The sequence below is a fragment of the Streptomyces sp. 150FB genome, from assembly GCF_000818195.1.
Lineage (GTDB): Bacteria > Actinomycetota > Actinomycetes > Streptomycetales > Streptomycetaceae > Streptomyces.
In genome coordinates, this window is the sequence record NZ_JTHL01000001.1 from 7,800,341 (window position 1) to 7,822,544 (window position 22,204).

General features: G+C 70.6%; 19 protein-coding genes and 1 riboswitch. Of the genes, 11 read left to right on the forward strand and 8 right to left on the reverse strand.

The window, feature by feature from the left end; genetic code table 11:
- The coding region (locus QR77_RS49460) for a thioredoxin domain-containing protein (protein WP_236710915.1) at nt 1-820 on the forward strand (820 nt) is incomplete at its 5' end.
- An 11-nt stretch (nt 821-831) separates the two neighbouring features.
- On the opposite strand, the gene QR77_RS33480 is transcribed toward QR77_RS49460, so the two are convergent.
- The 3 genes from QR77_RS33480 to QR77_RS33490 form a co-directional block, all read right to left on the reverse strand.
- Nucleotides 832-1,473 (reverse strand): GPP34 family phosphoprotein, encoded by a 642-nt coding sequence (locus QR77_RS33480; protein ID WP_040025791.1) that lies wholly within the window; start codon nt 1,471-1,473, stop codon nt 832-834.
- A 295-nt stretch (nt 1,474-1,768) separates the two neighbouring features.
- Nucleotides 1,769-3,241: a branched-chain amino acid ABC transporter substrate-binding protein gene (locus tag QR77_RS33485; protein WP_236710917.1), complete on the reverse strand. Its 1,473-nt coding sequence runs from the start codon at nt 3,239-3,241 to the stop codon at nt 1,769-1,771.
- A gap of 4 nt (nt 3,242-3,245) precedes the next feature.
- On the reverse strand, nt 3,246-5,243 hold the full coding sequence (locus QR77_RS33490; RefSeq protein ID WP_040025792.1) for a hypothetical protein: 1,998 nt from the start codon (nt 5,241-5,243) through the stop codon (nt 3,246-3,248).
- Between the two features lie 277 nt (nt 5,244-5,520).
- Between QR77_RS33490 and QR77_RS33495 the strand changes: the two genes are divergently transcribed.
- Entirely contained in the window at nt 5,521-5,775 is a 255-nt protein-coding gene (locus tag QR77_RS33495; RefSeq protein WP_040029083.1) for a DUF5133 domain-containing protein, read from the forward strand.
- Between the two features lie 19 nt (nt 5,776-5,794).
- The gene (locus QR77_RS47600) at nt 5,795-5,968 is read left to right on the forward strand and encodes a hypothetical protein (RefSeq protein ID WP_173476390.1); all 174 of its coding nucleotides are present in this window, start codon (nt 5,795-5,797) and stop codon (nt 5,966-5,968) included.
- Between the two features lie 25 nt (nt 5,969-5,993).
- Here QR77_RS47600 and metE read toward each other — a convergent pair whose 3' ends face one another.
- Nucleotides 5,994-8,435: a 5-methyltetrahydropteroyltriglutamate--homocysteine S-methyltransferase gene (gene metE / locus QR77_RS33500; RefSeq protein WP_052489243.1), complete on the reverse strand. Its 2,442-nt coding sequence runs from the start codon at nt 8,433-8,435 to the stop codon at nt 5,994-5,996.
- Between the two features lie 83 nt (nt 8,436-8,518).
- A riboswitch (cobalamin riboswitch) is annotated at nt 8,519-8,623 on the reverse strand.
- 53 nt (nt 8,624-8,676) lie between these two features.
- Nucleotides 8,677-9,471, reverse strand: coding sequence for a serine/threonine protein kinase (locus tag QR77_RS33505; RefSeq protein ID WP_040029085.1), 795 nt, complete (start codon nt 9,469-9,471; stop codon nt 8,677-8,679).
- Nucleotides 9,472-9,652: 181 nt separating this feature from the next.
- On the opposite strand from QR77_RS33505, the gene QR77_RS33510 reads away from it, so the two are divergent.
- On the forward strand, nt 9,653-9,997 hold the full coding sequence (locus QR77_RS33510; protein ID WP_040025793.1) for an antibiotic biosynthesis monooxygenase: 345 nt from the start codon (nt 9,653-9,655) through the stop codon (nt 9,995-9,997).
- Between the two features lie 63 nt (nt 9,998-10,060).
- Here QR77_RS33510 and QR77_RS33515 read toward each other — a convergent pair whose 3' ends face one another.
- The gene (locus tag QR77_RS33515; protein WP_236710918.1) at nt 10,061-10,822 is read right to left on the reverse strand and encodes a class I SAM-dependent methyltransferase; all 762 of its coding nucleotides are present in this window, start codon (nt 10,820-10,822) and stop codon (nt 10,061-10,063) included.
- Between the two features lie 79 nt (nt 10,823-10,901).
- Between QR77_RS33515 and QR77_RS33520 the strand changes: the two genes are divergently transcribed.
- The 5 genes from QR77_RS33520 to QR77_RS33540 all read left to right on the forward strand — a co-directional run bounded on the left by QR77_RS33520 (nt 10,902) and on the right by QR77_RS33540 (nt 17,463).
- Nucleotides 10,902-11,510, forward strand: coding sequence for an XRE family transcriptional regulator (locus QR77_RS33520; RefSeq protein ID WP_040025794.1), 609 nt, complete (start codon nt 10,902-10,904; stop codon nt 11,508-11,510).
- Between the two features lie 207 nt (nt 11,511-11,717).
- Nucleotides 11,718-12,761 (forward strand): tetratricopeptide repeat protein, encoded by a 1,044-nt coding sequence (locus tag QR77_RS33525; RefSeq protein WP_040025795.1) that lies wholly within the window; start codon nt 11,718-11,720, stop codon nt 12,759-12,761.
- 102 nt (nt 12,762-12,863) lie between these two features.
- Entirely contained in the window at nt 12,864-14,165 is a 1,302-nt protein-coding gene (locus QR77_RS33530; RefSeq protein WP_078877459.1) for an EfeM/EfeO family lipoprotein, read from the forward strand.
- Complete coding sequence (gene efeB, locus QR77_RS33535; RefSeq protein ID WP_052489245.1) at nt 14,162-15,457, forward strand: iron uptake transporter deferrochelatase/peroxidase subunit; 1,296 nt, start codon at nt 14,162-14,164, stop codon at nt 15,455-15,457. The genes QR77_RS33530 and efeB overlap by 4 nt, the downstream gene beginning before the upstream one ends.
- A 155-nt stretch (nt 15,458-15,612) precedes the next feature.
- Nucleotides 15,613-17,463: an alkaline phosphatase family protein gene (locus QR77_RS33540; RefSeq protein WP_040029089.1), complete on the forward strand. Its 1,851-nt coding sequence runs from the start codon at nt 15,613-15,615 to the stop codon at nt 17,461-17,463.
- A gap of 449 nt (nt 17,464-17,912) precedes the next feature.
- Here QR77_RS33540 and QR77_RS33545 read toward each other — a convergent pair whose 3' ends face one another.
- Together QR77_RS33545 and QR77_RS33550 are read right to left on the reverse strand one after the other, a co-directional pair.
- Nucleotides 17,913-19,016, reverse strand: a complete 1,104-nt coding sequence (locus QR77_RS33545) for an ornithine cyclodeaminase family protein (protein WP_040025796.1) — start codon at nt 19,014-19,016, stop codon at nt 17,913-17,915.
- Nucleotides 19,017-19,053: 37 nt separating this feature from the next.
- Nucleotides 19,054-19,821: a class II aldolase/adducin family protein gene (locus QR77_RS33550; RefSeq protein WP_040025797.1), complete on the reverse strand. Its 768-nt coding sequence runs from the start codon at nt 19,819-19,821 to the stop codon at nt 19,054-19,056.
- 114 nt (nt 19,822-19,935) lie between these two features.
- Between QR77_RS33550 and QR77_RS33555 the strand changes: the two genes are divergently transcribed.
- Both QR77_RS33555 and QR77_RS33560 read left to right on the forward strand, forming a co-directional pair.
- Nucleotides 19,936-20,727, forward strand: coding sequence for a FadR/GntR family transcriptional regulator (locus QR77_RS33555; RefSeq protein WP_078877461.1), 792 nt, complete (start codon nt 19,936-19,938; stop codon nt 20,725-20,727).
- 370 nt (nt 20,728-21,097) lie between these two features.
- The gene (locus QR77_RS33560; protein WP_040025799.1) at nt 21,098-22,105 is read left to right on the forward strand and encodes a cupin domain-containing protein; all 1,008 of its coding nucleotides are present in this window, start codon (nt 21,098-21,100) and stop codon (nt 22,103-22,105) included.
- The last annotated feature ends 99 nt before the right edge of the window (nt 22,106-22,204 follow it).

A 22,204-nucleotide genomic window follows, 5' to 3' on the forward strand; every position in this document is an offset into this window, starting at 1 on the left:
CCCGCCGGTCGGCTGGGGCGCCACGGCGGCGGGCGGCGCCATCGCGGGTGTCGGGTTCACCGTCTCCCTGCTGATCGCGACCCTCGCCTTCGACGGCGACCAACTGGAGGAGGCGAAGATCGGCACGATCAGCGGCATGGTCTGCGCCTTCGCCGTCACCTGGACGATCACCGCGGTGATCGGCCGGCTGCCCAAACACCGGCGCAGCCGCGCGCTCCTCGGCATCACGGAGACCATCGTCGATCTGGCGATGCCGGTCGACCCGGAGCGCGACAAGATCCGCGGCCCGCTGGAGGCGCCCGTCACCGTCGTCGAGTACGGCGACTTCGAGTGCCCGTTCTGCGGGCAGGCCGAGCCCGTCGTCCGGGACCTGCTCGCCGACTTCGGCGATGTCCGTTACGTATGGCGGCACTTGCCGCTCACCGATGTGCACCCGATGGCCCAGATCGCGGCCGAGGCGTCCGAAGCCGCGGCGAACCAGGGCCTCTTCTGGGAGATGCACGATCTCCTGCTCGACCGCCAGGACGCGCTGCGCCCCGTGGACCTGAGGCGCTACGCGTCCGAACTCGGCCTGGACACCGAGCGCTTCGAGCGGGACGTACGCAAGCGGCGCGGCGCGGGGCGGATCGCCGAGGACGTCGAGTCCGCCGACCTCAGCGGAGTGTCGGGGACGCCTTCGTTCTTCATCAACGGCCGCCGCCACCACGGTGCGTACGACATCGACAACCTCTCGGCGGCGGTGCGGGCCGCGCGGCAGCGCGCCGCTCTCAAGCCGCGCGACTCGCCACCGGACTCGCCGCCCGACTCGTCGGCCGGCTGAGAGAAGCGGCGTCAGCTCGCGGCGTTGGCCGCCGACGCCTTGTCCGCGCTGACCAACCGGCGTACGGCGTCGGACTGCCAGTACTCGCGGGCGAACCCCCGCATCTCCTTACGGGCCCGGCGGGCGTCCCCCGAGCCCGGGTGCACCCGCCGGGCGAGATCACTCGCCGAGACGAGAGCGGCGAGCATCCGGCCGCGCGCGTCGGGGAAGCCGACCTTGGCGTCCCCCTGGAAACGGGCGAGGGCCGGGGCCGACCAGTCACGGCCGGCCGACGGGTAGCGGTGGTACGGGAACAGCCCGAGCGCGCGCCGCTTCTCGATCCGGATCGCACCGCGCTTCGCCAGGCTCCGCGCGCTCACCTCCGTCATCTCCCGCGACTCACGGCGGATCCACCGCCGGGCCGAGACCGCCTTGCCGGCGGCGGGAAGCCGCCCGAGCGCGCTGTCGAGCACGGGATCTCCGGTCGGACGACCATCAGAGACGGAGATCCGACCCCGGTCGTGGCCTATCCGCCCTGCGGCCTCCAGCTCGGCGAGCACGGCACCGGCCACGCCGTACCGCGTATGGCTCATGGTGCCGCGCGGCCTGCCGCTGGACGGGTCGATGGCGAGGAGCACCAACTCCTCGGGGAGCGTGACTGTGGTCGTGTCCATGGCGACTCCTACCGTGTGTGGTTCCACTGCTTGCGACGCCGTACGGCCACCCGCGGTTGCCGAACCCCCAGGCCGAACTACTGGGCACTGCCCGGCGACTCGGCCGCCACGACCAGCAAGTTCGGCAGCCGCGTGTAGCTCTCGATGCCCGGTGCCGCGTGTTCCGTTTCCCCCGCGAGAGCCGGATCAAGCCCCGGCTCGGCGAGTTCACGCAACGCGCACCCCAGGGCGGCCAGTTCGCGCGACAGGCCGACAGCAACCGGCGCCCGGCGCGGCCCGCCTCACAGTTTCCGCCTCACTGTCTCCGCTCCGGGGTGCCGCTCGCGGCCGAGACCTCCACGAACTCCGCCCGGCCGCTGGAGGTCAGCCGCAGGATGGGTACGGCCTTGTCGCGCGGGTCGCCGTTGGCCTTGAACGAGATGAAGCCGCTGGCCCCCGGCACCTGTCTGCTCTCGTTCATCTGGGCGAACATCCTCGCGACGCTCCGTCCGGTGGCCTTGCCGCCCTGGCTGATCGCCAACTGGGCCCCGCGCGCCGCTGTGACCACCGCGTCGTGGGACATCATGGCCTGCCCGTCGTCCCGGGGGTCGTCGGGGAACCACTGGTCGAGCTGCCCGCCCTCGACGAAGTACGGAGCGGACCGGGCGGACACCGCGTCCGGGTTCTTCTTGTACATGTCGGGATGGGCGAGACCGGTGTAGTAGATGCCGATCTTCGTCTCGGCCGCGTTCGTCAACTGCTTGGCCGTCAGGTTGGTCGTGTCGTCGCCGGCGAGCAGGGTGAACTCCTGCTTCACACACGTACGGTTGGACAGCGCGTCGAGGAACGCGGAGAGCTGTGTGCCCCGTCCGGCGAAAAAGATGACCTGCGGCTTCTCGTCGCACAACTGCGCCGTCATGAGCTGGAGTTCGGTCCTCCACGAGTCGCTCAGCGAGGAGTCGTACCCCATCCTGTCCGCCACCAGATGGTGGGTGGGGTCGGGGAACGCCTTGGTGAACGCGTCCGCCAGGGTCCTGGCGTAGAGGTTGCTCTTCGCCACGTCCGCCACGACCACCGCCGTACCGAACTTACGCCGCTTGAGGTAGGCGGAGGCGGCCAGCGCCTCGTCCGTGTTCGTCGGTGCCACCCGTACGAAGTTCTCTATGTTCTGGAGGTTGGTGGCCGTCATGATGGAGGCGACCATCGCGATGCCGTTCGCCGACAGCTTCTTGACTGCGGCCCGGTTCGCGTCCGTGCTGGGGCCGAGTCCGGTCACGGCCACCAGATGGTCCTTGGAGCCGGTCCGCTTGATCAGCTCGCCCACCGTGTGCGGCCATTGGGCCGACTGGCTCCCTGAGTTGGCGATCAGCAGCTTGATCCTGGGGCTGCTCGCCAGGTCCCCGCGGTTGACCCGCTGCTGTGCCAGATAGGCGCCTTCGAGCTGGTGGCGTACCGATTCGGGGGTGTTGCTGTCCTGGGCCGTCAGGGTGAACGAGGTCAGATAGGCGACACTGACATAGGGCTTGCCATCCGTCTCCACCTTCTCGTTCTCCTCCTGTATCTTCTTCTCGACCGTGGCGAGATGGGACGCGAAGACATACGAACCGTCGGTCACACCGACACACTCGTGATCCGCGCCTTGCTTCACGACCCCGTCCCCGCAGCGTGCGTTGCTCTCCTGGAGCCAGGACACCAGGAACCAGCCGCCGACAGCGAGGACGACAACGGCCACCGTGCCGAAGGCGATACGCCGGACGATGTGCAGAGGCCACTCGATTCTGACCATCATGTGCTCAGCCCTCCTCTGTCATGGTCTGCGGATGACGCCAATTGCGGTAGCGCTCAGCCTCGTTGAAGAGCGGCACGATGTCGTCGCGGCGGAGCTGGGAGAGCTGGGTGAAGCCGTCGGCGATCATGTTCCCCAGCCGCATCCCAGGGTCGGCGAGCGGATCGCTCCACACCCAGCGTGCTGTCACCAGACCCTGCACCACCGTCCCCACGTCCATGACCTGATGCGAATCGCTGCCCCTGCCGAGCGAAGCCAGCAGCCCCAGCGGACCGCCGTCCGGGGAAAGGCGGTTGGGGGCCGCGGTGATGGATTCGAACTCGCTGATCCACTGCACGGCGGGCACCGCGCGGAAGCGCCCCACGAGATGGTCGACCACCTCGTCGACCTGCCGCACGGCGAGCTTGTGGTACATCTCCTGGATGGGCCGCCCCTCGGCCCTGAAGTGCTCGGCGAGCAGCTCGTGCACGGTGTCCCAGTCGCCCGGGCGCTCCGCCAGCCGCCGCAACAGCAGGCGCCGCAGCCAGGGATGGAGCATGGGGACGAGCGCGCCGGGTCCCGCGAGCAGCCAGCGCGCCCGCATCTCGCCGAACAGCGCGTCGCCGTGGCTCAGTACGCGGGTGCCCACCGACAGGTCACGGGCGGCCGCACACTCGGCGAGGATGTCGTGCTCGCTCTCGTCCAGACCGCGCAGCAGATGTCCGAGCGCCGTGTCCGTGAGCGTACGGGTGACCTCACCGGTGACCAGCGGCTGTTCCGGCAGTTTGCGCAGCCACCGGTCCTGGTCGGGCCCGCTCTCGGCGGGCGCGCCCGACTGCCGCAGTACATCGAGGATCTGCTGCACCGCGCGCGGCAGGCCCCCGGTCAGGCGGTGTACGAAGGGGGAGAGCCGGGTGTACGGCGCGAGGTCCGGGTTCCCGCCCATCCGCAGCTCGATCCGTATGCGCACCTCGTCGAGGCTCAGATCGCGCAGCCGCAGCGGATACCACCAGGTGTCCTCGCTGTCCCTGGTCGGCCGGTTGTTGTGCCAGTCCGCCAGCGAGGCGCGGTCGGGTCCCCGTAGCTGCCACGGCCAGGCGTCCCCGGTGGCGGGACCCCAGCGCGGCAGCCAGCGGTTGGAACTGGCGACGACGGTCAGTGGATCGCACGCCGCCTCCCGCACCACGGCGTCGTCATGACGGGCCCGCACCAGCAGATCGAGGAAGCGACGGCCGTACGGCGAATGGGAGTTGTCGAGCAGCAGCAGGTACGAGCGCGGCATGAAGGCACGCGAGGTGTTACGGCGCAGGTCCTCCAGGAACGCCGAGAACAACACCCGGTCCAGCAGCTCGTGGTCCTCCTCGTCGCCCTCGTGGCGCCACAGGTTCAGCTCGACGAGCGCCTCCCACGGGTCGCCGTTGCGGGTCAGCGGATGGGCGCCGAACCAGTGGGCGCCGGTGGTGAGCTTGCTGGTGAACCCACGGCCGGGCAGCCGGTTCCTGCCGCGCCGCAGGGCGTCCTGGAACACCGAGAGCGCGATGACCGAGGCGCCCTCCGGGATGCCGATGGCGCCCATGCCCACTTCGAAGAACGCCGCCAGATAGTCTCCGTGCCTGGCCTCGTTGGCATGCTGGAAACGGTCGAGCTGCCGTCGTACGGCCGTGCGTCCCTCGGCGAGCGAGCGGATGTTCAGCTCCTGGTCGGAGGCGAGCAGCGCGAGGCTCAGCAGCGGAAACCGGGAGTGGCCGTAGCGCGGCAGCTTTCGCTCCAGTTGGCGGGCGAGCAGGGCGAGCGCGTAGCGCGGCAACAACGACTGCGTACCGCCGAAATTGACGTAGGCGAAGGGGTGCTCAGGGCCGAAACGTTCCATCAGCGCGATGTGCGCCTCGCTGGCGCCACTGCCCCGTGGGCCGAGCAGCATCGTCACAGGACGGTCCGCCGCTGTCGGCTCCTTCAGACACCCCTCGACGAGCGATACGATTCCGCTCCGGCCGCGCAGGCCGATACCCGCGCTCGATTCCACCATGTCTCCCCCCTCCGCCGCCCCATGGTGACCGGCGGCTTGAGGTAGCCCACGGTAGGCGGCCGTACGTGTCAAGTCATCCTGGTTGCAGCATTGTTAGTATCCGCGGCGCGCTCGGGACCCCTCTCCGCGTGACCTGTTTCACACACGGCATCCCATTGGTCTGCGCATGTCCCGGCCGAGTGCGGGCAGGCGCGGTTCTGGAAGCCGTAGTTCTGAGGAGGGCGTGACGGCCACAGCCGTGCGGGCTGCCCCTGAACCTGAGACGGAGACGATCACTGTGCTGATGGCCCACCCCGCGATACTGCGGAACCTTGTCGAGCAGTACGAGAAGCTTCAGGTCCTGCACGCCGAGCAGGGCACCTTCGAGACGCGCCGGAGGCTGGAGGACGTCACGTACACACTGTGCGTCTCCACCGGCACGCAGACGGTGGAAGCCGCGCTGGCCGTCGCCGAACGACAGCTCACAGCCGCCCTTGTCGAGGCGGCTCCCGTGAAGGACACGCCGGACGCGGACGTCCAGCTCACGGCCTGACCGCAGAGAGATGTGAACCATGTCGGTGAACCCGTCGATATACGACCAGCTCGTCCAGGAACACGGTGATGTGGTCAACGAGGCACGCGAAGCGGCCGACCACGCACACCGGCAGGCGGAGGACGTCCTGGACTGGTCCACGCCCAACTCCCGCTTTCCCGGCGGGGGACAGCGGCGCCCGGCGGGCGGCTGACCCCGCCGGCGGCGGGTGCGGTGTGTCAGTTGCCCGCCGCCCCGCCTGTCGGCCCACCTGACGATTCGCCTGCCGGCCCGTCGGCGACCGGCAGGCTCTCGCGTACCTCCCGGGCGGCCGCCACCACGTTCTCCAGTGAGGCACGCACCTCGGTCCAGTCCCGGGTCTTCAGACCGCAGTCGGGATTGACCCACAGCCGCTCGGCCGGAACCGCCTCAAGTCCCTTGCGCAGCAAGGCCGCCACCTCGTCGGCCGGCGGCACACGCGGCGAGTGGATGTCGTACACACCCGGCCCGACCTCACGCGGGTAGCCCGCCGCGGCCAGTTCGTCCGCCACCCGCATGTGCGAGCGGGCGGCCTCCAGGCTGATCACATCGGCGTCCAGGTCCTTGATGGCCCCGACGATGTCACCGAACTCCGCGTAACACATGTGCGTATGGATCTGGGTGGCCGCGGCGGCGCCACCGGTGGCGAGCCGGAAGGCCTCGGTCGCCCAGTCGAGATAAGCGGCGCGGCCCGCCGCCCGCAGCGGCAGTGTTTCGCGCAGCGCCGGCTCGTCCACCTGGATCACCGGAGTACCGGCCGCCTCCAGGTCACGCACCTCGTCGCGCAGTGCCAGCGCGACCTGCCGCGCCGTGTCGCCGAGCGGCTGGTCGTCACGGACGAACGACCAGGCCAGCATGGTCACGGGACCCGTGAGCATGCCCTTGACCGGCCGGTCGGTCAGCGACTGGGCGTACGTGGTCCAGCGCACCGTCATAGGCTCGGGGCGCGAGACGTCACCGGCGAGGACCGGCGGCCGGACGTAACGGGTGCCGTACGACTGCACCCAGCCCTGCCGGGTGGCGAGGAACCCCGTCAGCCGCTCCGCGAAGTACTGCACCATGTCGCTGCGTTCGGGCTCGCCGTGCACCAGGACATCGATCCCGGCCTTCTCCTGGAAGGAGAGGACCTCACGGATCTCGGACCCGATGCGCTCGTCGTACACCGCGGTGTCGATGCGTCCGGCGGCCAGATCGGCGCGGGCCGTGCGCAGTTCGGTGGTCTGCGGGAACGAACCGATGGTGGTGGTCGGCAGCAACGGCAGTCCGAGGCGCGCGCGTTGCTCCCGTGTGCGTTCCGGGTACGGCCGGGAGCGGCGGAGGTCGGCGCCGGTGACCGCGGCTGTCCGCGACCGTACGCCGGGGTCGTTGGTCAGCGCGGAGCCGGCGCGGGACGCCAGGTCGGCGCGGTTGGCGGCGAGTTCGGCCGCGATCGCTTCCGAACCGAGCGAGAGACCACGGGACAGTGTGACGGCCTCGGCGGTCTTCTGCCGGGCGAAGGCGAGCCAGCGCGCGATCTCCGGGTCGATGTCGTGCTCGGCGTCGACGTCGAGCGGGACGTGCAGGAGCGAGCAGGACGGCGCCACATCGACCCGGTCGGCCAGGCCGAGCAGGGTGCCGAGGGTCGACAGGGACTGCTCCAGGTCGTTGATCCAGACGTTCCGCCCGTCGACGACGCCCGCCACGAGCCGCTTGCCCGGCAGCCCGCCGAGGGCGGCGAGGTCATGGAGGTTGGCGATGGCGGGCCCGGTGAAGTCGAGCGCGAGCCCCTCGACGGGCGCCTCGGCGAGAACGGGCAGGGCCTCGCCGAGCCGGTCGAAGTACGAGGCGACCAGCAGCTTCGGCCGGTCGGTGAGCGCCCCGAGACCGCCGGTAGCGTCCGTATCGCCACCGCCCGTGTCGCCGCCACCGCCGTACGCGCGCACCGCCGCGGCCAGCTCCCCGGCGGTGCGGTCCTGTACGAGCGCGGGCTCGTCGAGCTGCACCCACTCGGCGCCGGCCGCCCGCAGATCGGCGAGGACCTCCGCGTACACCGGCAGCAGCCGGTCCAGCAGGGTCAGCGGCTCGAAGTCCGGGTCGACACCGGGTGCCGCCTTCGCGAGCAGCAGGTAGCTGACGGGGCCGACCAGCACCGGGCGCGCCGCGTGACCGAGCGCGAGCGCCTCGCGCAGCTCGGCGACCTGCTTGGCGGAGTCGGCGGTGAAGACGGTGTCGGGCCCCAGCTCGGGGACGAGGTAGTGGTAATTGGTGTCGAACCACTTGGTCATCTCCAGCGGCGCGACCCGCTGGTTCCCCCGGGCCATCGCGAAGAGGCCGTCCATCGGGTCCGCCTCGACGGCGGCCCGGTGGCGGGCGGGGATCGCGCCGACCATCACACTCGTGTCGAGGACGTGGTCGTAGTACGAGAAGTCGCCGGTCGGCACCTCGTGGACACCGGCGCCCGCGAGCTGCCGCCAGTTCGCCGCGCGCAGGTCGGCGGCGGCGGTGCGCAGGGCCTCGGCGGTGACGGTGCCCTTCCAGTACCCCTCGACGGCCCTCTTCAGTTCCCTGGTCGGGCCCTGCCGGGGATAGCCGTGCACAGTGGCGCGTGCGGAATGTGTGGCGTGCGCGGTGCGCGCTGCCGGGGCTGGGGACGTACTGGTCACGGAACTCTCCTTCGCGAGCGTATTCCGGTGACCCCGGGACGGGACGTGGAAACGAAGGGGGATGCGCGGAGTCTGCCGGCGGTGGTTTCCGGGCTCCGGCGGGTCCGGCGGAGCCACGGCCGGTCTTCATGACGGCGGTCGTTCCCACTCACCGTTGCGGGGCAGTCCCGGAATCACACCGGGTTCCCTCGTGCGACGCGCCCGCCTGGCGGACAGGCGCGAAACGGGTACACCCGTAACCCTAACTCGCGTCGCGCCACGCGGCGCTCAGTTCCCCGACCGTCCCGAACCGCCGGGCCGGCTCGGCGCGGGTGGCACGGGCGATCACCGCCAGTTGCGCCGCCGTACCGCGCCACTCCTGCTCCTCGTCCCCGCCGTCCAGCAGCAGCCGCGCCGTACGCCCGAGCGTGAAGACCGTCGTACGCGAGTCGATCAGCGCTCCCCGCGAGAACTCCTCCGGCGCCATGAAGCGCCGCGAGCCCGGCAGCCGCTCCTCCTCCAGGACGAAGGGCCCCGGACGGTACTCGTCCAGATCGATCAGCCGCATGACCCCCGCGTCGAAGTCGTACAGCAGCGAACCGTCGTAGAAGTCGACCGCCACTCGGCCCGAGTCCTCGACGACGACATGCGCGTCCAGGATCCTGCCGACGGCCCGCAGCACCTCCGGCACGGGCAGCGCGCGCAGCCGCGCCATGGCGCTGCCCCGGCCGCCGGGTCCGTTCCCGTACAGGGCGTCGCCCTCGTGCCAGGGCATCACGACTGCCCAACTGCCCTTGGTGGCGAGCCGGTGGAACTGGGGGACGATCGCGGGATGCCGTACGGCACGGTGAAACGTCCAGCCGCGCTCCAGCGACCGCAGCCCCTCCGCGGTGACCGCTTCCTTCACGAACCAGCGCTTGCCGTCGGCGAGGCGTACGCCGTAGGAGACGCACCCCGAGTCACTCTCGCGGAACGTCGTGAACACCTCGCCCACACGGCCGAGGTAGAGCTCCAGATCGGGTACGTCGTCAATGGCGAGGAGTGGATGCAGGACCATGCCGCTCATAGTGTCACCGGTCAGCGTGTCCATGCTGTGAACGGCCGCGCCCGGCGCCCCGAACTCCGCGTTTCCCGGATTGCCCGGTGGATAATCCGCTGCCTACGGTCGCAAGGGAACCTCCGGTGAGAAACCACTGACGAGTGACGGCCGCCGAGAAGAACGAGAGCGAGGAATAGGCGTGAGTGTTTATATCCGTGCCCGGTTCGAGGTACGTCCGGGAGCAGAGAAGGAATTCGAGAAGGCGGCGCTGGCGCTGGCCGCCGCTGCGGCGGCCGAGCCGGGCACGGTGAGCTACCGGTGGTTCTCGCTGCCCGGATCGGCCACCCGTTTCTCCGTGGAGGAGTACGTCGACTCCGCCGCCGTCATGACGCACATGGATGCCGTGGCCGATCTGCTGGCCACCGCCGACGAGAGTGCCGAAATGGTTCTCGTTGAGCTGTACGGCCCCATCAGGCCCGATCTGCGCGCGGTGATGGAGTCGAACCCGAGGGCCACCATCCTGCCGGATTATCCGGCGGCCTGAAATTCGCGTGACTTTATCGGCGGGTCGCTTTATCGGCCTCTCGCGCGGACTGTGGTTACGGTCTCAGGCTCCGGTCCTCCGCGCCCTGAGGATCGCGTCATGAATGGTGACGGGAGCGCCGTCGGGGCCCTCCGCAGTGCGCGCCCGGGACTCCTCGACCAGGACGGTCCACTCGGCCGGGTCGAGGGTGGCGGCGATCTCCGGCGCCGTGGCGAAGAGGTCCGGCAGCATCGGCCTCGGCATGGCGCCCTCCAGGTCGGAGGGGTGGTGTCCGACGAGCAGCAGGAAGCCGCCGGGGGCCACCGAGCGCGCCAGCCGCTGATGGAGCACGAGGCGCTCCTTCTTCGGCAGGTGCATGAAATGCGCCGAGACCAGGTCGTAGGCGGACTCGGCGGGCGGCTCCTCGGTGAGATCGACGTGCAGCCAGGTGATGCGCTCCGCCACGGCTCCGCCGCGCTTACGGGCGTGGTCCGCCGCGCGCTCCAGGGCGACGGCCGAGAGATCCGTACCGGTGACCTCCCAGCCCTGCTCGGCCAGCCAGATCGCGTCGGCGCCCTCGCCGCAGCCCACGTCGAGCGCTCTGCGGGTGCCCTGCACCGGTGCCGCTTCGAGGTCGAGGGCGGCTACCTCGCTGACGAGCTGCGGGTTCGGGTTGCCGCTCCAGAGGGAGTCCTTGGAGAGGTAGAGGTTGTCCCAGAAGGGCTGGTCGTGCGCGAAGCCCTCGGCCCGCATCGCCTCATGCATGTGGGCGTCATGGTCGTCATCGGCGTGGTGTGCGCCGTGTGCGTCCTGCGTGGCGTGCGTGTCGTCCGTCGTGCTGGTCATGGTGACCACCTCCGCACGAAGAGTCGCCCGGCCGCCCCCGGATTGACAAACCCTGTTGCGGAAACGGCAAACTGGGAGGGTGAGCGACGATTTCGACGAGATCCTGACAGCGGTCGGCCCCCGCCTGCGCGCCCTGCGGCAGCAGCGCCAGGTGACCCTGGCCGCGCTCTCCGAGACCACCGGGATCTCGGTCAGCACACTGTCGCGCCTGGAGTCGGGTCAGCGCCGCGCCAGCCTCGAACTGCTGCTTCCGCTGGCCAGGGCGCACCGGGTGCCGCTCGACGAACTGGTCGGCGCCCCGCCGACCGGCGACCCCCGCGTCCACATCAAGCCGACCACCCACCACGGGATGACGGTGCTGCCCCTCACCGAGCAGCCCGGCTCGTTGCAGGCGTTCAAACTGATCCTCGGCCCCGGCCGGCGCCTGGAGCCCGACCCGCGCACCCATGAGGGCTACGAATGGCTGTACGTGCTGAGCGGGCGGCTGAGGCTCGTCCTCGGTGAGCGCGACTTCGTGCTGACCGACGGCGAGGCCGCGGAGTTCGACACGCGCCTGCCGCACTGGTTCGGCAACGCGGATTCCCGGGGCGTGGAGTTCCTCAGCCTCTTCGGCAGGCAGGGCGAACGCATCCACCTCAAGGCGTACCCGCGCACCACCGGCGGTCAGGCGCCGGCGGCCGGGGCGTAGCCCGGGGAATCCCACGGGCCCGGGGGTCCGGGGACGGTGGATCCGCGGGCCCCCGGCCCGGTCACCCGTACGTCCTGATGACCATCAGGGGGACTTCCCGTACGTCCGAGGAGGTACGGCACAACACCCATGCGGGTGGATTCGCGGATTCCGCGCCGTCCGTAGCTTCGTGATCAAGACAGCACCTGATCAGGAGGCAACGCGGACATGAACAGCAAGGCAATCGCCCCCGAGTACCAGGGCGAGTTGAGGACGGTTCTGGGAGTCAACTCCTCCTACGAAGAGGTGCTGACCAAGGCGAGCAAGGCGCGCCGTGGCGCCGGGAGTTCACTGGAGCAGGCGCGGGCCTCGCTGGCCGTGGCCGAGGCGTACCGGCGGCTGGGCCGGGTCGAGGAGGCGGGTGAGGCATGGCGTGACAGTTACCGCAGCGCCCGCCGGACGGGTGAAAAGGCCGCGATGGCCTGGGCGTTGTGGAGCGGCGGCACCCTGGCCAGGCAGTGCGGCACACTGCCGCTGGCCCGCCGGCTGCTGACCCACGCGCTGGACCTCGCCGAGGGCAGCGGCGACCGGGTGGCCTACGGCTACTGCCTGGCGGGCCTCGCCGAGACCGGCCGTATCCAGGGCGACTACGCGGCGGTCGGGGAACTGCACGCCGAACTCCTCGCGCAGGCACGGGCGCACGGCGAACCCCGGCACATCGTCTGGGCGCTGTCCGGCATAGCCCAGATGCACCGCAACACCGGTGCGCTGGACGAGGCGCTGGAGATGTTCGAGGAGTCGGTACGTACGGCCGCCGCGGGCGACGACGCTCGCGGCCACGCCTGGTCGATGCGCGGGGTCGCCGACGTACTGTCCGCCCAGGGGCACCCGGAGCGCGCGTTGGAACTCCTGTCGGAGGCCGAGGTGATCTGCCGACGGATGGATCTGAAGAGCGCCCTGGCCTACAACCACAAGATGCGCGGCAACGTCCTCTACCGGGCGGGCCGTTACGAGAGCGCGCGGTCCGTGTACGCCGGCGCGCTCGCGGAGTTCCGCGCGATGAACGAGCCGCGCGGCGCGGCGCTGTCCCGGCTGGGCCTGGTCAGGGCCCAGTACTTCATGGGAGCGTCGGACGCCTCGACCCTGGACGAACTCAACGCCCTGGAACGGGAGGTGGCCCGGATCGGGCTGCGCCAGGCGGCGGAGACGATCAGAGCTTTCCGCGCGCGGGTGGAGGCGCCGGAGCGTACGGCGGAACGCACGCGCCCGTGACGTACGCCGCCCGGCCGTGACCTGCGCCCGGCCGTGACCCACCGTCCATGTGGGCACCGCTCCCGGTGTGTTCGGCCGGGGCAGGCAGCCGGCCGATCTACCATGAGCCCCGCCCCCGCACCACGGAGCGCTCATCTGGAGGTCGTTGTGTCCGGCTCGGGTCCCGCACCTGCCCCAGGTCCCGCACGGACCCGGCGCCGCCTACCGCGGCGTCCGGTGATCGTGGGCGCGGGAGCGCTCGCCGCCGTGGTGGCCGCCGTCGCCGTATGGGGGTGGGCCGCTCCCGACGCACCCGCGCACCGCGCCGCGTATGCCGACGGGCTGCCGCACACCCGCGTCGACGTGCTGTCCGGCGCGTGCGGGCGCGGCTGGGACCACCCGCGCCCCGGCAGACAGGCCTTCGACGTGCGCAACACCTCGGGCAGGGCCGTCGAGGTCTATCTCAGGAACGCGCGCACCGGCGCAGTCCTCGGCGAGGTGGAGGGGCTCGGCCCCGGCACCACCCGTACCGTGCGGGCCGACGTCGGCGGGGGTTCGTACGCCTTCGCCTGCTACCCGGACGACGCGGTGCCCGTCACCGGACCCACCGTCAAGGTGCCGGACGGCGCAGGACAGAAGGGCGGGCCCGCCGCCGTACCCGTCAGCCTGCACGACTTGATCCCGCCGACGTTGAGCTATCAGCACTGGGTCACCGACCGCATGGACGACCTCGTCACCGCGACCGGCGCACTGCGGTCCGCGATCCGGGCGGGCGACCTCGGCCGGGCCAGGGCCGCCTGGCTGCCCGCCCATCTGGTGTACGAGCGGATGGGCGCCGCCTACGGCACCTTCGGGGACGCCGACCAGGCGATCAACGGCACAACGGCGGGCCTGCCGGGCGGCGCTCACGACAAGGACTTCACCGGCTTCCACCGGATCGAGTACGGCCTGTGGCACGGCGAGTCCGCCTCGGCGCTGCGCCCTCTCGCCGACCAACTGACCGACGACGTCAGCACGTTGCGCACGGACTGGAAGCGGGCGCGGATGGATCCGCTGGACGTCGGCCTGCGCGCGCACGAAATCCTGGAGAACACCCTCCAGTTCGAGCTGACCGGACGCACCGACTACGGCAGCGGCAGCAGCCTCGCCACCGCCCGCGCCAATCTCGACGGCACCCGCGCCGTGCTCACCCGGCTGCGCCCGCTGCTCACCACCCGCTACCCGGGGCTGACCGAGCTTGAAACCGAACTGGCCAGCACGCAGCGCCTGTTGGACCAGCAGAAGCGCCCGGACCACGACGGTGGCTGGACGCCCCTCAAGGGACTCGACCGCAGCCGGCGCGAGAAGGTGAACGCCGACGTGGGCGAACTGCTGGAGCGGCTGGCGGACATCGCCGCGCTCTGCGACGTACGGAGGACGCCATGACGCACGAAACGCACGGGACACGCGAAACGCACGGGACGCCCGAGCGTGACGTACAGCGGCGCGGCTTCCTGCGCGACGCGGCCCTCGGAATCGGCGGGGTCGTGGCCGGCGCCGGGCTGATCGGCGCGGACCGGGCCGCCCCTACCGCCGAGGCCGCCGCCCGGCCCACGGACACCGGCACTTTCCCCGCCTTCCACGGCGCTCACCAAGCAGGCGTCCTCACCGCGCCGAAGCGCAGCACCACCTACGTCTCCTTCGACGTCACGGCGGAGGACCGGAACGGCCTGAGCGAGCTGCTGCGTACGATCACCGACCGGGCGCGCTTCCTCGTACGCGGCGGGGTCCCCGCCCCGGCCGGCATCACCGCCCCGCCGACCGACTCCGGAATCCTCGGGGCCAGGGTGCCGGGGGACGGCCTCTGCGTCACGGCCGCCGTCGGCGCCTCCCTCTTCGACGACCGCTTCGGCCTCGCCGGCCGGAGGCCCCGGCGGCTGCGCGCCATGGAGGCCTTCCCCGACGACGACCTGGACGCCGACCGGTGCCACGGCGACCTGAGTCTCCAGTTCTGCGCCGACAGCACGGACACGGTGCTGCACGCGCTGCGCGACATCGCCCGGCACACCAGGGGCGCCATGCAGGTCCGCTGGCGCGTCGACGGCTTCAGCAGCCCTCCGCGCCCCTCGGGCACACCCCGTAACCTCATGGGATTCAAGGACGGCACAGCGAATCCGGACCCGGGCGACAGCCGCCTGATGGACCAACTGGTGTGGGTGGCAGCCGGCGCTGGGGAGCCCGCGTGGGCGACCGGCGGCAGCTACCAGGTGGTGCGGCTGATCAGGATGCTGGTCGAGTTCTGGGACCGGGTCTCGCTCACCGAGCAGGAACGGATGTTCGGCCGCAGCCGGGAGACGGGAGCGCCGCTGGACGGCAACCACGAGAGCGACTCCCCGCACTACGAGCGGGACCCCAAGGGCGATGTGGTCCCCCTCGACAGCCATATCCGCAAGGCCAATCCGCGCACCCCGGGGACCGGGGACCAGCGCCTGCTGCGCCGCGCGTACAACTACGACCTGGGCATGGACACGAACGGCAACCTCGACATGGGACTGCTCTTCTGCTGCTACCAGCAGGATCTCGCGCGGCAGTTCGAGACGGTGCAGAAGCGGCTGGCGGGCGAGCCGCTGGTCGACTACATCTCGCCCTTCGGCGGGGGCTACTTCTTCGCACTGCCCGGCGTGCGGGACGGCGCCGACTGGCTCGGCCGGTCCCTACTGGCCCCGGGCGCGGCCTGACAACCCGCCAGAAGGTGAACAGGAAAAGAATTTCCGGCTTCACGTGAGGGAGCGGAAGCCGATCTCCGTGTCATTGTGGTCCGGTTGCTTCATCGATGATCCAGGGGCGCAACCTCAGGGCCGCGCACCCGGTCGACTCCGGAGGGCGGGACCGCATGGGCGGCACAAGGGCACGAGCGGGCGCGAAGCGCTGGGGAGCGCTGGCCGGAGCGGCGGCGCTCGCCGTACTCGGCGGTGCGGCGCCCTCCCAGGCGGCCGCACCCGCCACGCACGGCTCGGGGTCCACGGCGACGCCGGTCAAGCACCTCGTGGTCATCTTCGACGAGAACATCTCCTTCGACCACTACTTCGCGACCTACCCGAAGGCCGCGAACACCGACGGTACGAAGTTCACCGCCTCGCCCCGGACCCCCCGCGACATCGACAACCTGCGCACCGCGGGGCTGCTCAAGAAGAACCCCAACCAGTACCTCCCGGAGCGCCTGACCCCCGCTCAGGCCGTGACCTGCGACCAGAACCACTCGTACGGTCCCGAGCAGTACGCGTACAACGGCGGCAAGGCCGACAAGTTCGTTCAGTACACGGACTCCGGCAAGTGCTCGGGCGACCTCTTCGGCGAACCCGGCCTGGTGATGGACTACTACGACGGCAACACGGTCACCGGCCTGTGGAACTACGCCCAGCACTACGCGCTCAGCGACAACTCCTTCGGCTCCGCCTACGGCCCCTCGACGCCCGGCGCGATCGAGCTGGTGTCGGGCCAGACACACGGGGTGGTGTCCACCGACCCCAAGTCGTCCACGGAGGACCCGGAGCAGACCGCCGAGCCCGACCTGGCGGCGGTGGCCTCACCCGACGCCAAGGGGGTCGGCACACTGATCACCGACCCTGACCCGGCCTACGACGACTGCTCGGGCAGCGACCACACCAGCGGCGACGCCTTCGCCGAGCTGCGCGGCAAGAACATCGGTGACCGGCTCAACGAGAAGAAGGTGAGCTGGGGCTGGTTCCAGGGGGGCTTCCGCCCGAGCACCCCGTGGGACGGCCAGGACGGCAACGGTCATCTCGCCAAGTGCGGCGGCACCGCGCACGCCAACGTCGGCGGCGCGCAGGTCGTGGACTACAGCCCGCACCACAACCCCTTCGCGTACTATCGGTCGACCGCCAACCCGCACCACGTGCCGCCGCGTTCGGTCGCCGAGATCGGCCACGCGGGCCCCGCCAACCACAACTACGACCTGACCGACTTCGACGCCGCGCTCAAGTCGGCGCGGCTGCCCTCGGTCAGCTTCCTCAAGGCCCCCTCGTACCAGGACGGCCACGCCGGCTACTCCGACCCGGTCGACGAGCAGAACTTCCTCATCGCCCAGATCAACAAGATCCAGCAGTCGCCGCAGTGGAAGGACACCGCGATCGTCCTGGCGTACGACGACTCGGACGGCTGGTACGACCACGTGGCGGCCAAGCCGCTGAACGGCTCGCACGACACGACCAAGGACAGCAGCGGCAAGACGGTCGACTCGCCCGCCTGCCAGAACGGCCCTGCTCCGGTGGGCGGTTACGAGGACCGCTGCGGGCCGGGCGCCCGGCAGCCGTTGATGGTGATCTCCCCGTACGGCAAGGTCAACGCCGTCGATCACACCCGCACCGAGCAGGCCTCCATCATCAAGTTCGTCGAGGAGAACTGGCACACCGGCCGCATCGGCGACCACTCCTTCGACACCAGGGCCGGGTCGCTCACCAACATGTTCGACTTCAGGCACCCCAACGGCAAGCAGGTGCTGCTGAACAAGGACGGCTCGGTGAAGTCGGTCGGCCCGATCAAGCGGGTCGCCCCGGTCCCGGCAGCGATCACCCGCCCCCAGATCGGGAACGCGGAGTTGCGGGCGACGGCGGCCGCCGAACCGGCGGGCCCGGGGTGGCTGACGTGGACCGGCGCGGCGGTGGTGGTGATCGGCGGCCTGACGGCAGCCTTCGCGGTACGCCGCCGCTCCCGCACCGCTTGACGGTCGCCTCGCGGCGGGCGGCCGTTGACGGGGCCGGTTCGTGGCGCGCGTCGCGGTTTCGGTGCCGGGCGCCGGGGCCTCCGGAGGCACATGTCCGGACGTGTGATTTACGGCGTCGTCACCGCGGAACGTGTTGCCTGAGGCGGTCGTGCGCCACAAATCTCACGTTGGCGTCCGGACACGTACCTCCTGCGACCCCGTCACCCTCCGTCGCCGGTCGCTCGGCCCGTAACGCCGCGTCCGGGGCGGTCAGTGCGGGGTTCCCGCAGGTGAAGGGGGGCGCGTAGGGGTGGTGTCCGGGATACTCACGCGTGATTTGCGGCGCAGGGCCGCGTCCACCTGGCATCCGCCCGCACGCGCCGTAAATCGTGCATCCCGGATATCGCCCCGGAGCGACCCCCGACAACAACCGCAACCAAGGCCGGTGACCCCGTACCCGCCCGCGAAGCTCAGTCGCGGATGTCCTGGAGTAGCCACTCGCTGGGGATCACGTGGCCGAGGCCACGCTCGCGGGCGCGTTCGTAGACGATCGACGCCACCGCGTGGAACTGCGCGCCCTGGATGTTGCCGCGTTCGGAGAAGGTCACCTGCTGGTCGTTGTCGCGGGCGCGGGCGCGGCCCGTGAGGATGTCGTCGAGGCGTACGACCCTCGCCTCCCGTGGTGGGCGCCGGGCGCCGGCGCCGTGCCGGTGGTGTTGCCAGACGGGGGCGTCGGGCTGAGCGCGGTAGACCACGTACTCGTCCTCGGTCGCCCAGCCGGGCGCCGACTCGGGCACCGTGGCGCTGCCCAGGCGCAGCCATACGTCGAAGCGCCGCTTCGCCTCGGCGTCGGGGCGGCCGCCGATGCAGGTCACATGGGTTCCCGGGCGCAGATGGCGGCCCTTGACGACGTCGCCGACCGCGTCGGTGCAGCCGGCGACGATGTCGGCTCCGTCGTACACGGCCCTTGGTTCGTCGACGGCCACCGCGTCCAGGCCGTACAACTCGCGCATTTCCGCGGCGAATCGCTCCCGGTTGGCCCGGGTCGGGCTGTAGACCTGCACGCGCTCCAGGGGGCGTACGGCGAGGAACGCCTCGACATGGCTCCGGGCCATGCCACCGGAGCCGAACATCCCGAGTACCGCCGCGTCCTCGCGGGCGCCGAAGCGGGCGCCGATGGCCGAGTCGGCGCCGACGCGCAGGTGTTGGAGCAGTCCGTCGTTGAGCATGGCCACCGGCTCACCGGTCCGCGCGTCCATCAGGAGGATCAGACCGCAGAACTTCCCGGGCCGTACGCAGTGTTTTTCCTGGGTACGGGTGCCCTCGTGCGTGGCTTCGACCTCGGTCAGTACGTCGGACTTCATCCGGATGGCGACATAGCCGGTGCGCGCCGAGCCGCCCTCCATCGTTCCCCACTGGTAGACGCGCCGGTCGTCGATCGGCAGCCGCAGATCGGTGCGCGGGCGGCAGATCCCGACGCCGGTGGCGAGGTCACGGTACGAGTCCTCCAGCGCGCGCACCACATCGGGCATCGTGAGGACGGCGGCCGTGACCTGGTTGTCGAGGAAGAGCATGGTCCTCCGGTCCTGCGACCGTTGTGGTGGGCGTGTGTCAGGTGCGCAGTGGTACGTCCGGGCCTTCGTGCTCGGTGCGTGCCACCAGGTGGCGCCACATCGCCGACACGTTGAACGACGAGCCCAGGTCGGGCAGTTCGGCGAGATCCTCGTCGGAGATCGGGCGCAGCGGCGCGCCGGTGGAGGCGGCGGCCAGTGTGATCCGGGCCAGTGCGTCCACCGCGAGTGCGTGCGTGACGGCGGTGGCGACGGCCTCGGCGGGGTCGCCGGTGCCCACGGTGACCAGGCCGTGCCCCTTCAGTACGACCACGGGCCTGGTCCCCAGCGCCTCCACCATCTGTTCGGCGAGGTCACGGCGGCGGATCAGCGCCGAGCGGGGCCAGACAGGGATGCCCTCGTGGGCGAGCCGCGCGGCCGGGATGTCGTACGAGCCGACCAGCGGCAGACACGGCAGCCCCGCCACCGATGCGGCGACCACCGCGGGCGGATGGGCGTGCACAACGGCGGTGACCTCGGGGCGGGCGCGCAGGATCTCGGTGTGGATCGGCAGTTCGTTGGGCGCCGTCCAGCCCTCGGGGACCTCGCCCGAGCCGTCGAGGCCGATCTCCCGCACGTCGTCGACCACGGTGAAGGCCAGTCCGCGTTCGGCGGGCCCGCGCCCGCGCATCAGGAGGGACTCGGGTCCCACCCGTGCGCTGACATGGCCGAGGATGTGCTCGACCAGACCGGTGACCGCGAGCACGCGGCAGGCCACGGCGACGCGTTCGCGCAGTTCCTCGTGTGTCTCCCGGCCCGGATCGGTCATCGTCGTCCTGTCCTCGGCTCGTGCTGAGCGCGATAAGTTCGGTCTTTTGGTATGACCTTAATCCATTGGCCGTAATGCCGTCAACGAGCGTGTCACGCATGGGACACTGGATCCATGCCAACGCGCCCCAGGAGTCAGCCTCCGGAAGCCAGGACCGGGGAAGAGACGTCCACCGGGCGGCTCCCCGTATCCGAAGACCTGTTCAAGACCGTGTCCTCCAGCCGTGTCTCCCAGGTGATCGTCGAGCAGATCCGACTGCTTCTCAAAGAGGAACGGCTCAAGCCCGGGGACCGCCTGCCCAGTGAACGCGAGCTGTGTGTGCACTTCGGTGTGAGCCGTGTGACGGTGCGCGAGGCGTTGCGGATCCTCGAAGCCAGCGGGCTCGTGGAGATCCGGGTCGGCGCCCGTGGCGGCGCCTTCGTCACCACGCCCACCTCCGCCCGGGTCGGTGCCGGCCTCGCCGACCTGCTGTCGCTCTCGCCGCTGACGGCGGCCGAGGTCACCGAGGCGCGGCTCGTCTTCGAACTCGGCATCGTGCCGCTCATCATCGAACGCGCCACCGACGAGGACATCGCGGCGCTGCGCGCGATGTGCGACGAGCACGCGGAAGCCCTGGAGCAGGGCCGCTACTCGATGGAACTCTCGGCGGACTTCCATGTCCGGGTCGCCGCCTGCACGCACAACTCGGCGATCGAGATGCTTGTGCAGTCCTTCCACGGTCCGTTGCTGATGAGCCTGCGCGAGGCGCAGACCGTCGAGCCGCTGATGGGCCGGCGCGGCTCGAAGGAACACCGCGCGTTCGTCGACGCGGTCGCCGAGCGCGATCTCGAAGCGGCGACGGCGACCATGCGTACGCACCTGGAGCGGACGGCCGCGCGTGTGAAGGAGGACGGCGCCGGTAAGTGACGGGATGACACCCTCGTGACCGACACCGTCGCGACCCGGCTCCCAGCCGATGGACCGCCACCCGCACACAGCGGGTGGCGGTCTTTTGCTGTGTGCGGCTGTGTGTGGCGGCACCCTTCCCGCCTTCCCGCACCCTTGGCTTACCCCCTCGCAGGTATTATGGTTAGACCACTGGGGGTGAGTTCATGCGGCGCGGCTGGACGACGGCGATCGTGGCCCACCGGCCCGCCAAGTGGCGCTCGGCCACGGCGTGTTCATCCCTGCGGCCCCATCCCCGGCGGCCGGTGTGGCGGACCGGCGCGCGCAGGTCGCTGCCGTCGCCGACGGCGTCTCACACCGAACAGCTCGAACAGCTATCACAGGAGGAACCATGGGTAAGGAAGGGCGTGTCTTCGTCCGAGGTCTCACCTCGCAGACGTACGGCCTTGGCGAGTTCCGCCAGCAGCAACTAGCGGTCGAGAGGGTCCGTGACGACTCCGTCGTCGTGGACGACGCCAAGGTGGGCCACTCCGGTGACAGCGAGAAGTCCCGGACCTGGTGGCGGGTGGGCCCCGGCGACGAGGACTTCCTCACCCAGACCATCCAGGTTCACTTCGTCGAACTGCCGCCGGAGTCCAGCAACCACGGACACGGCCACCAGAACGAGGCCGCCTTCTACATCCTGGAAGGCCGTGGCTACGAGATCCACGACGACCAGCGCTACGACTGGAAGAAGGACGACCTGGTCTTCGTCCACACCGACTCGGTCCACCGCCACTTCAACCCGTACGGCGAGACGGCGACCGCCCTCGTCGTGAAGGCCAAGAGCACCTGGATGTTCATGGGCCTGTGGCAGCAGGGCCGCAGTGGCCCGGTCGAGCGCGAGGCGGAGTTCGGCCCGCGCGAGGAGTGGGCGAACATCTGGACGCCCGGCGTCCTGGACCGCAAGAAGGTCATCGGCGTCGAGGACACCAAGTGGGAGACCACCCCGCTCGGCAACGTCCGCGTGATGTCGTCCCCGGAGAGCACGGACGCCCGGATCTTCTCCATCGACGCCTTCGAGCTCGATGTGCCCGCCGGCAGCCGGTCGGGCAAGTACTGGAAGATGGCGGACGAGGTCCTCTACATCCTCGAAGGCGGCGGCTACGCCCTCCAGTGGGAGGTCGAGGCCGAGATCGCGGAGAAGTACTACGCGCGCGTGGCGCTGGAGCCCACCCGCCACGAGATCACCAAGGGCGACACGCTGTACGTGCCGCAGAACCACATCTGCCAGCTCTTCGCGGCCGACGGCACCCCGCTGCGCGTGCTGTCCGCGCAGAACCGGGTCTTCAAGCACCTCGGTTACGACACGGTCCACTTCCTCGAGGACGCCCCGGAGTACACGTCGGCGACGGCGTGACCCGTCGGGGACGGCGCGCACCCGCCCTGCCCGGTGTGCGCGCCGCCCCCGGCCCCGTACGTACCCACAACGGCCCCGGCCCCTCACACCGCAGATCCG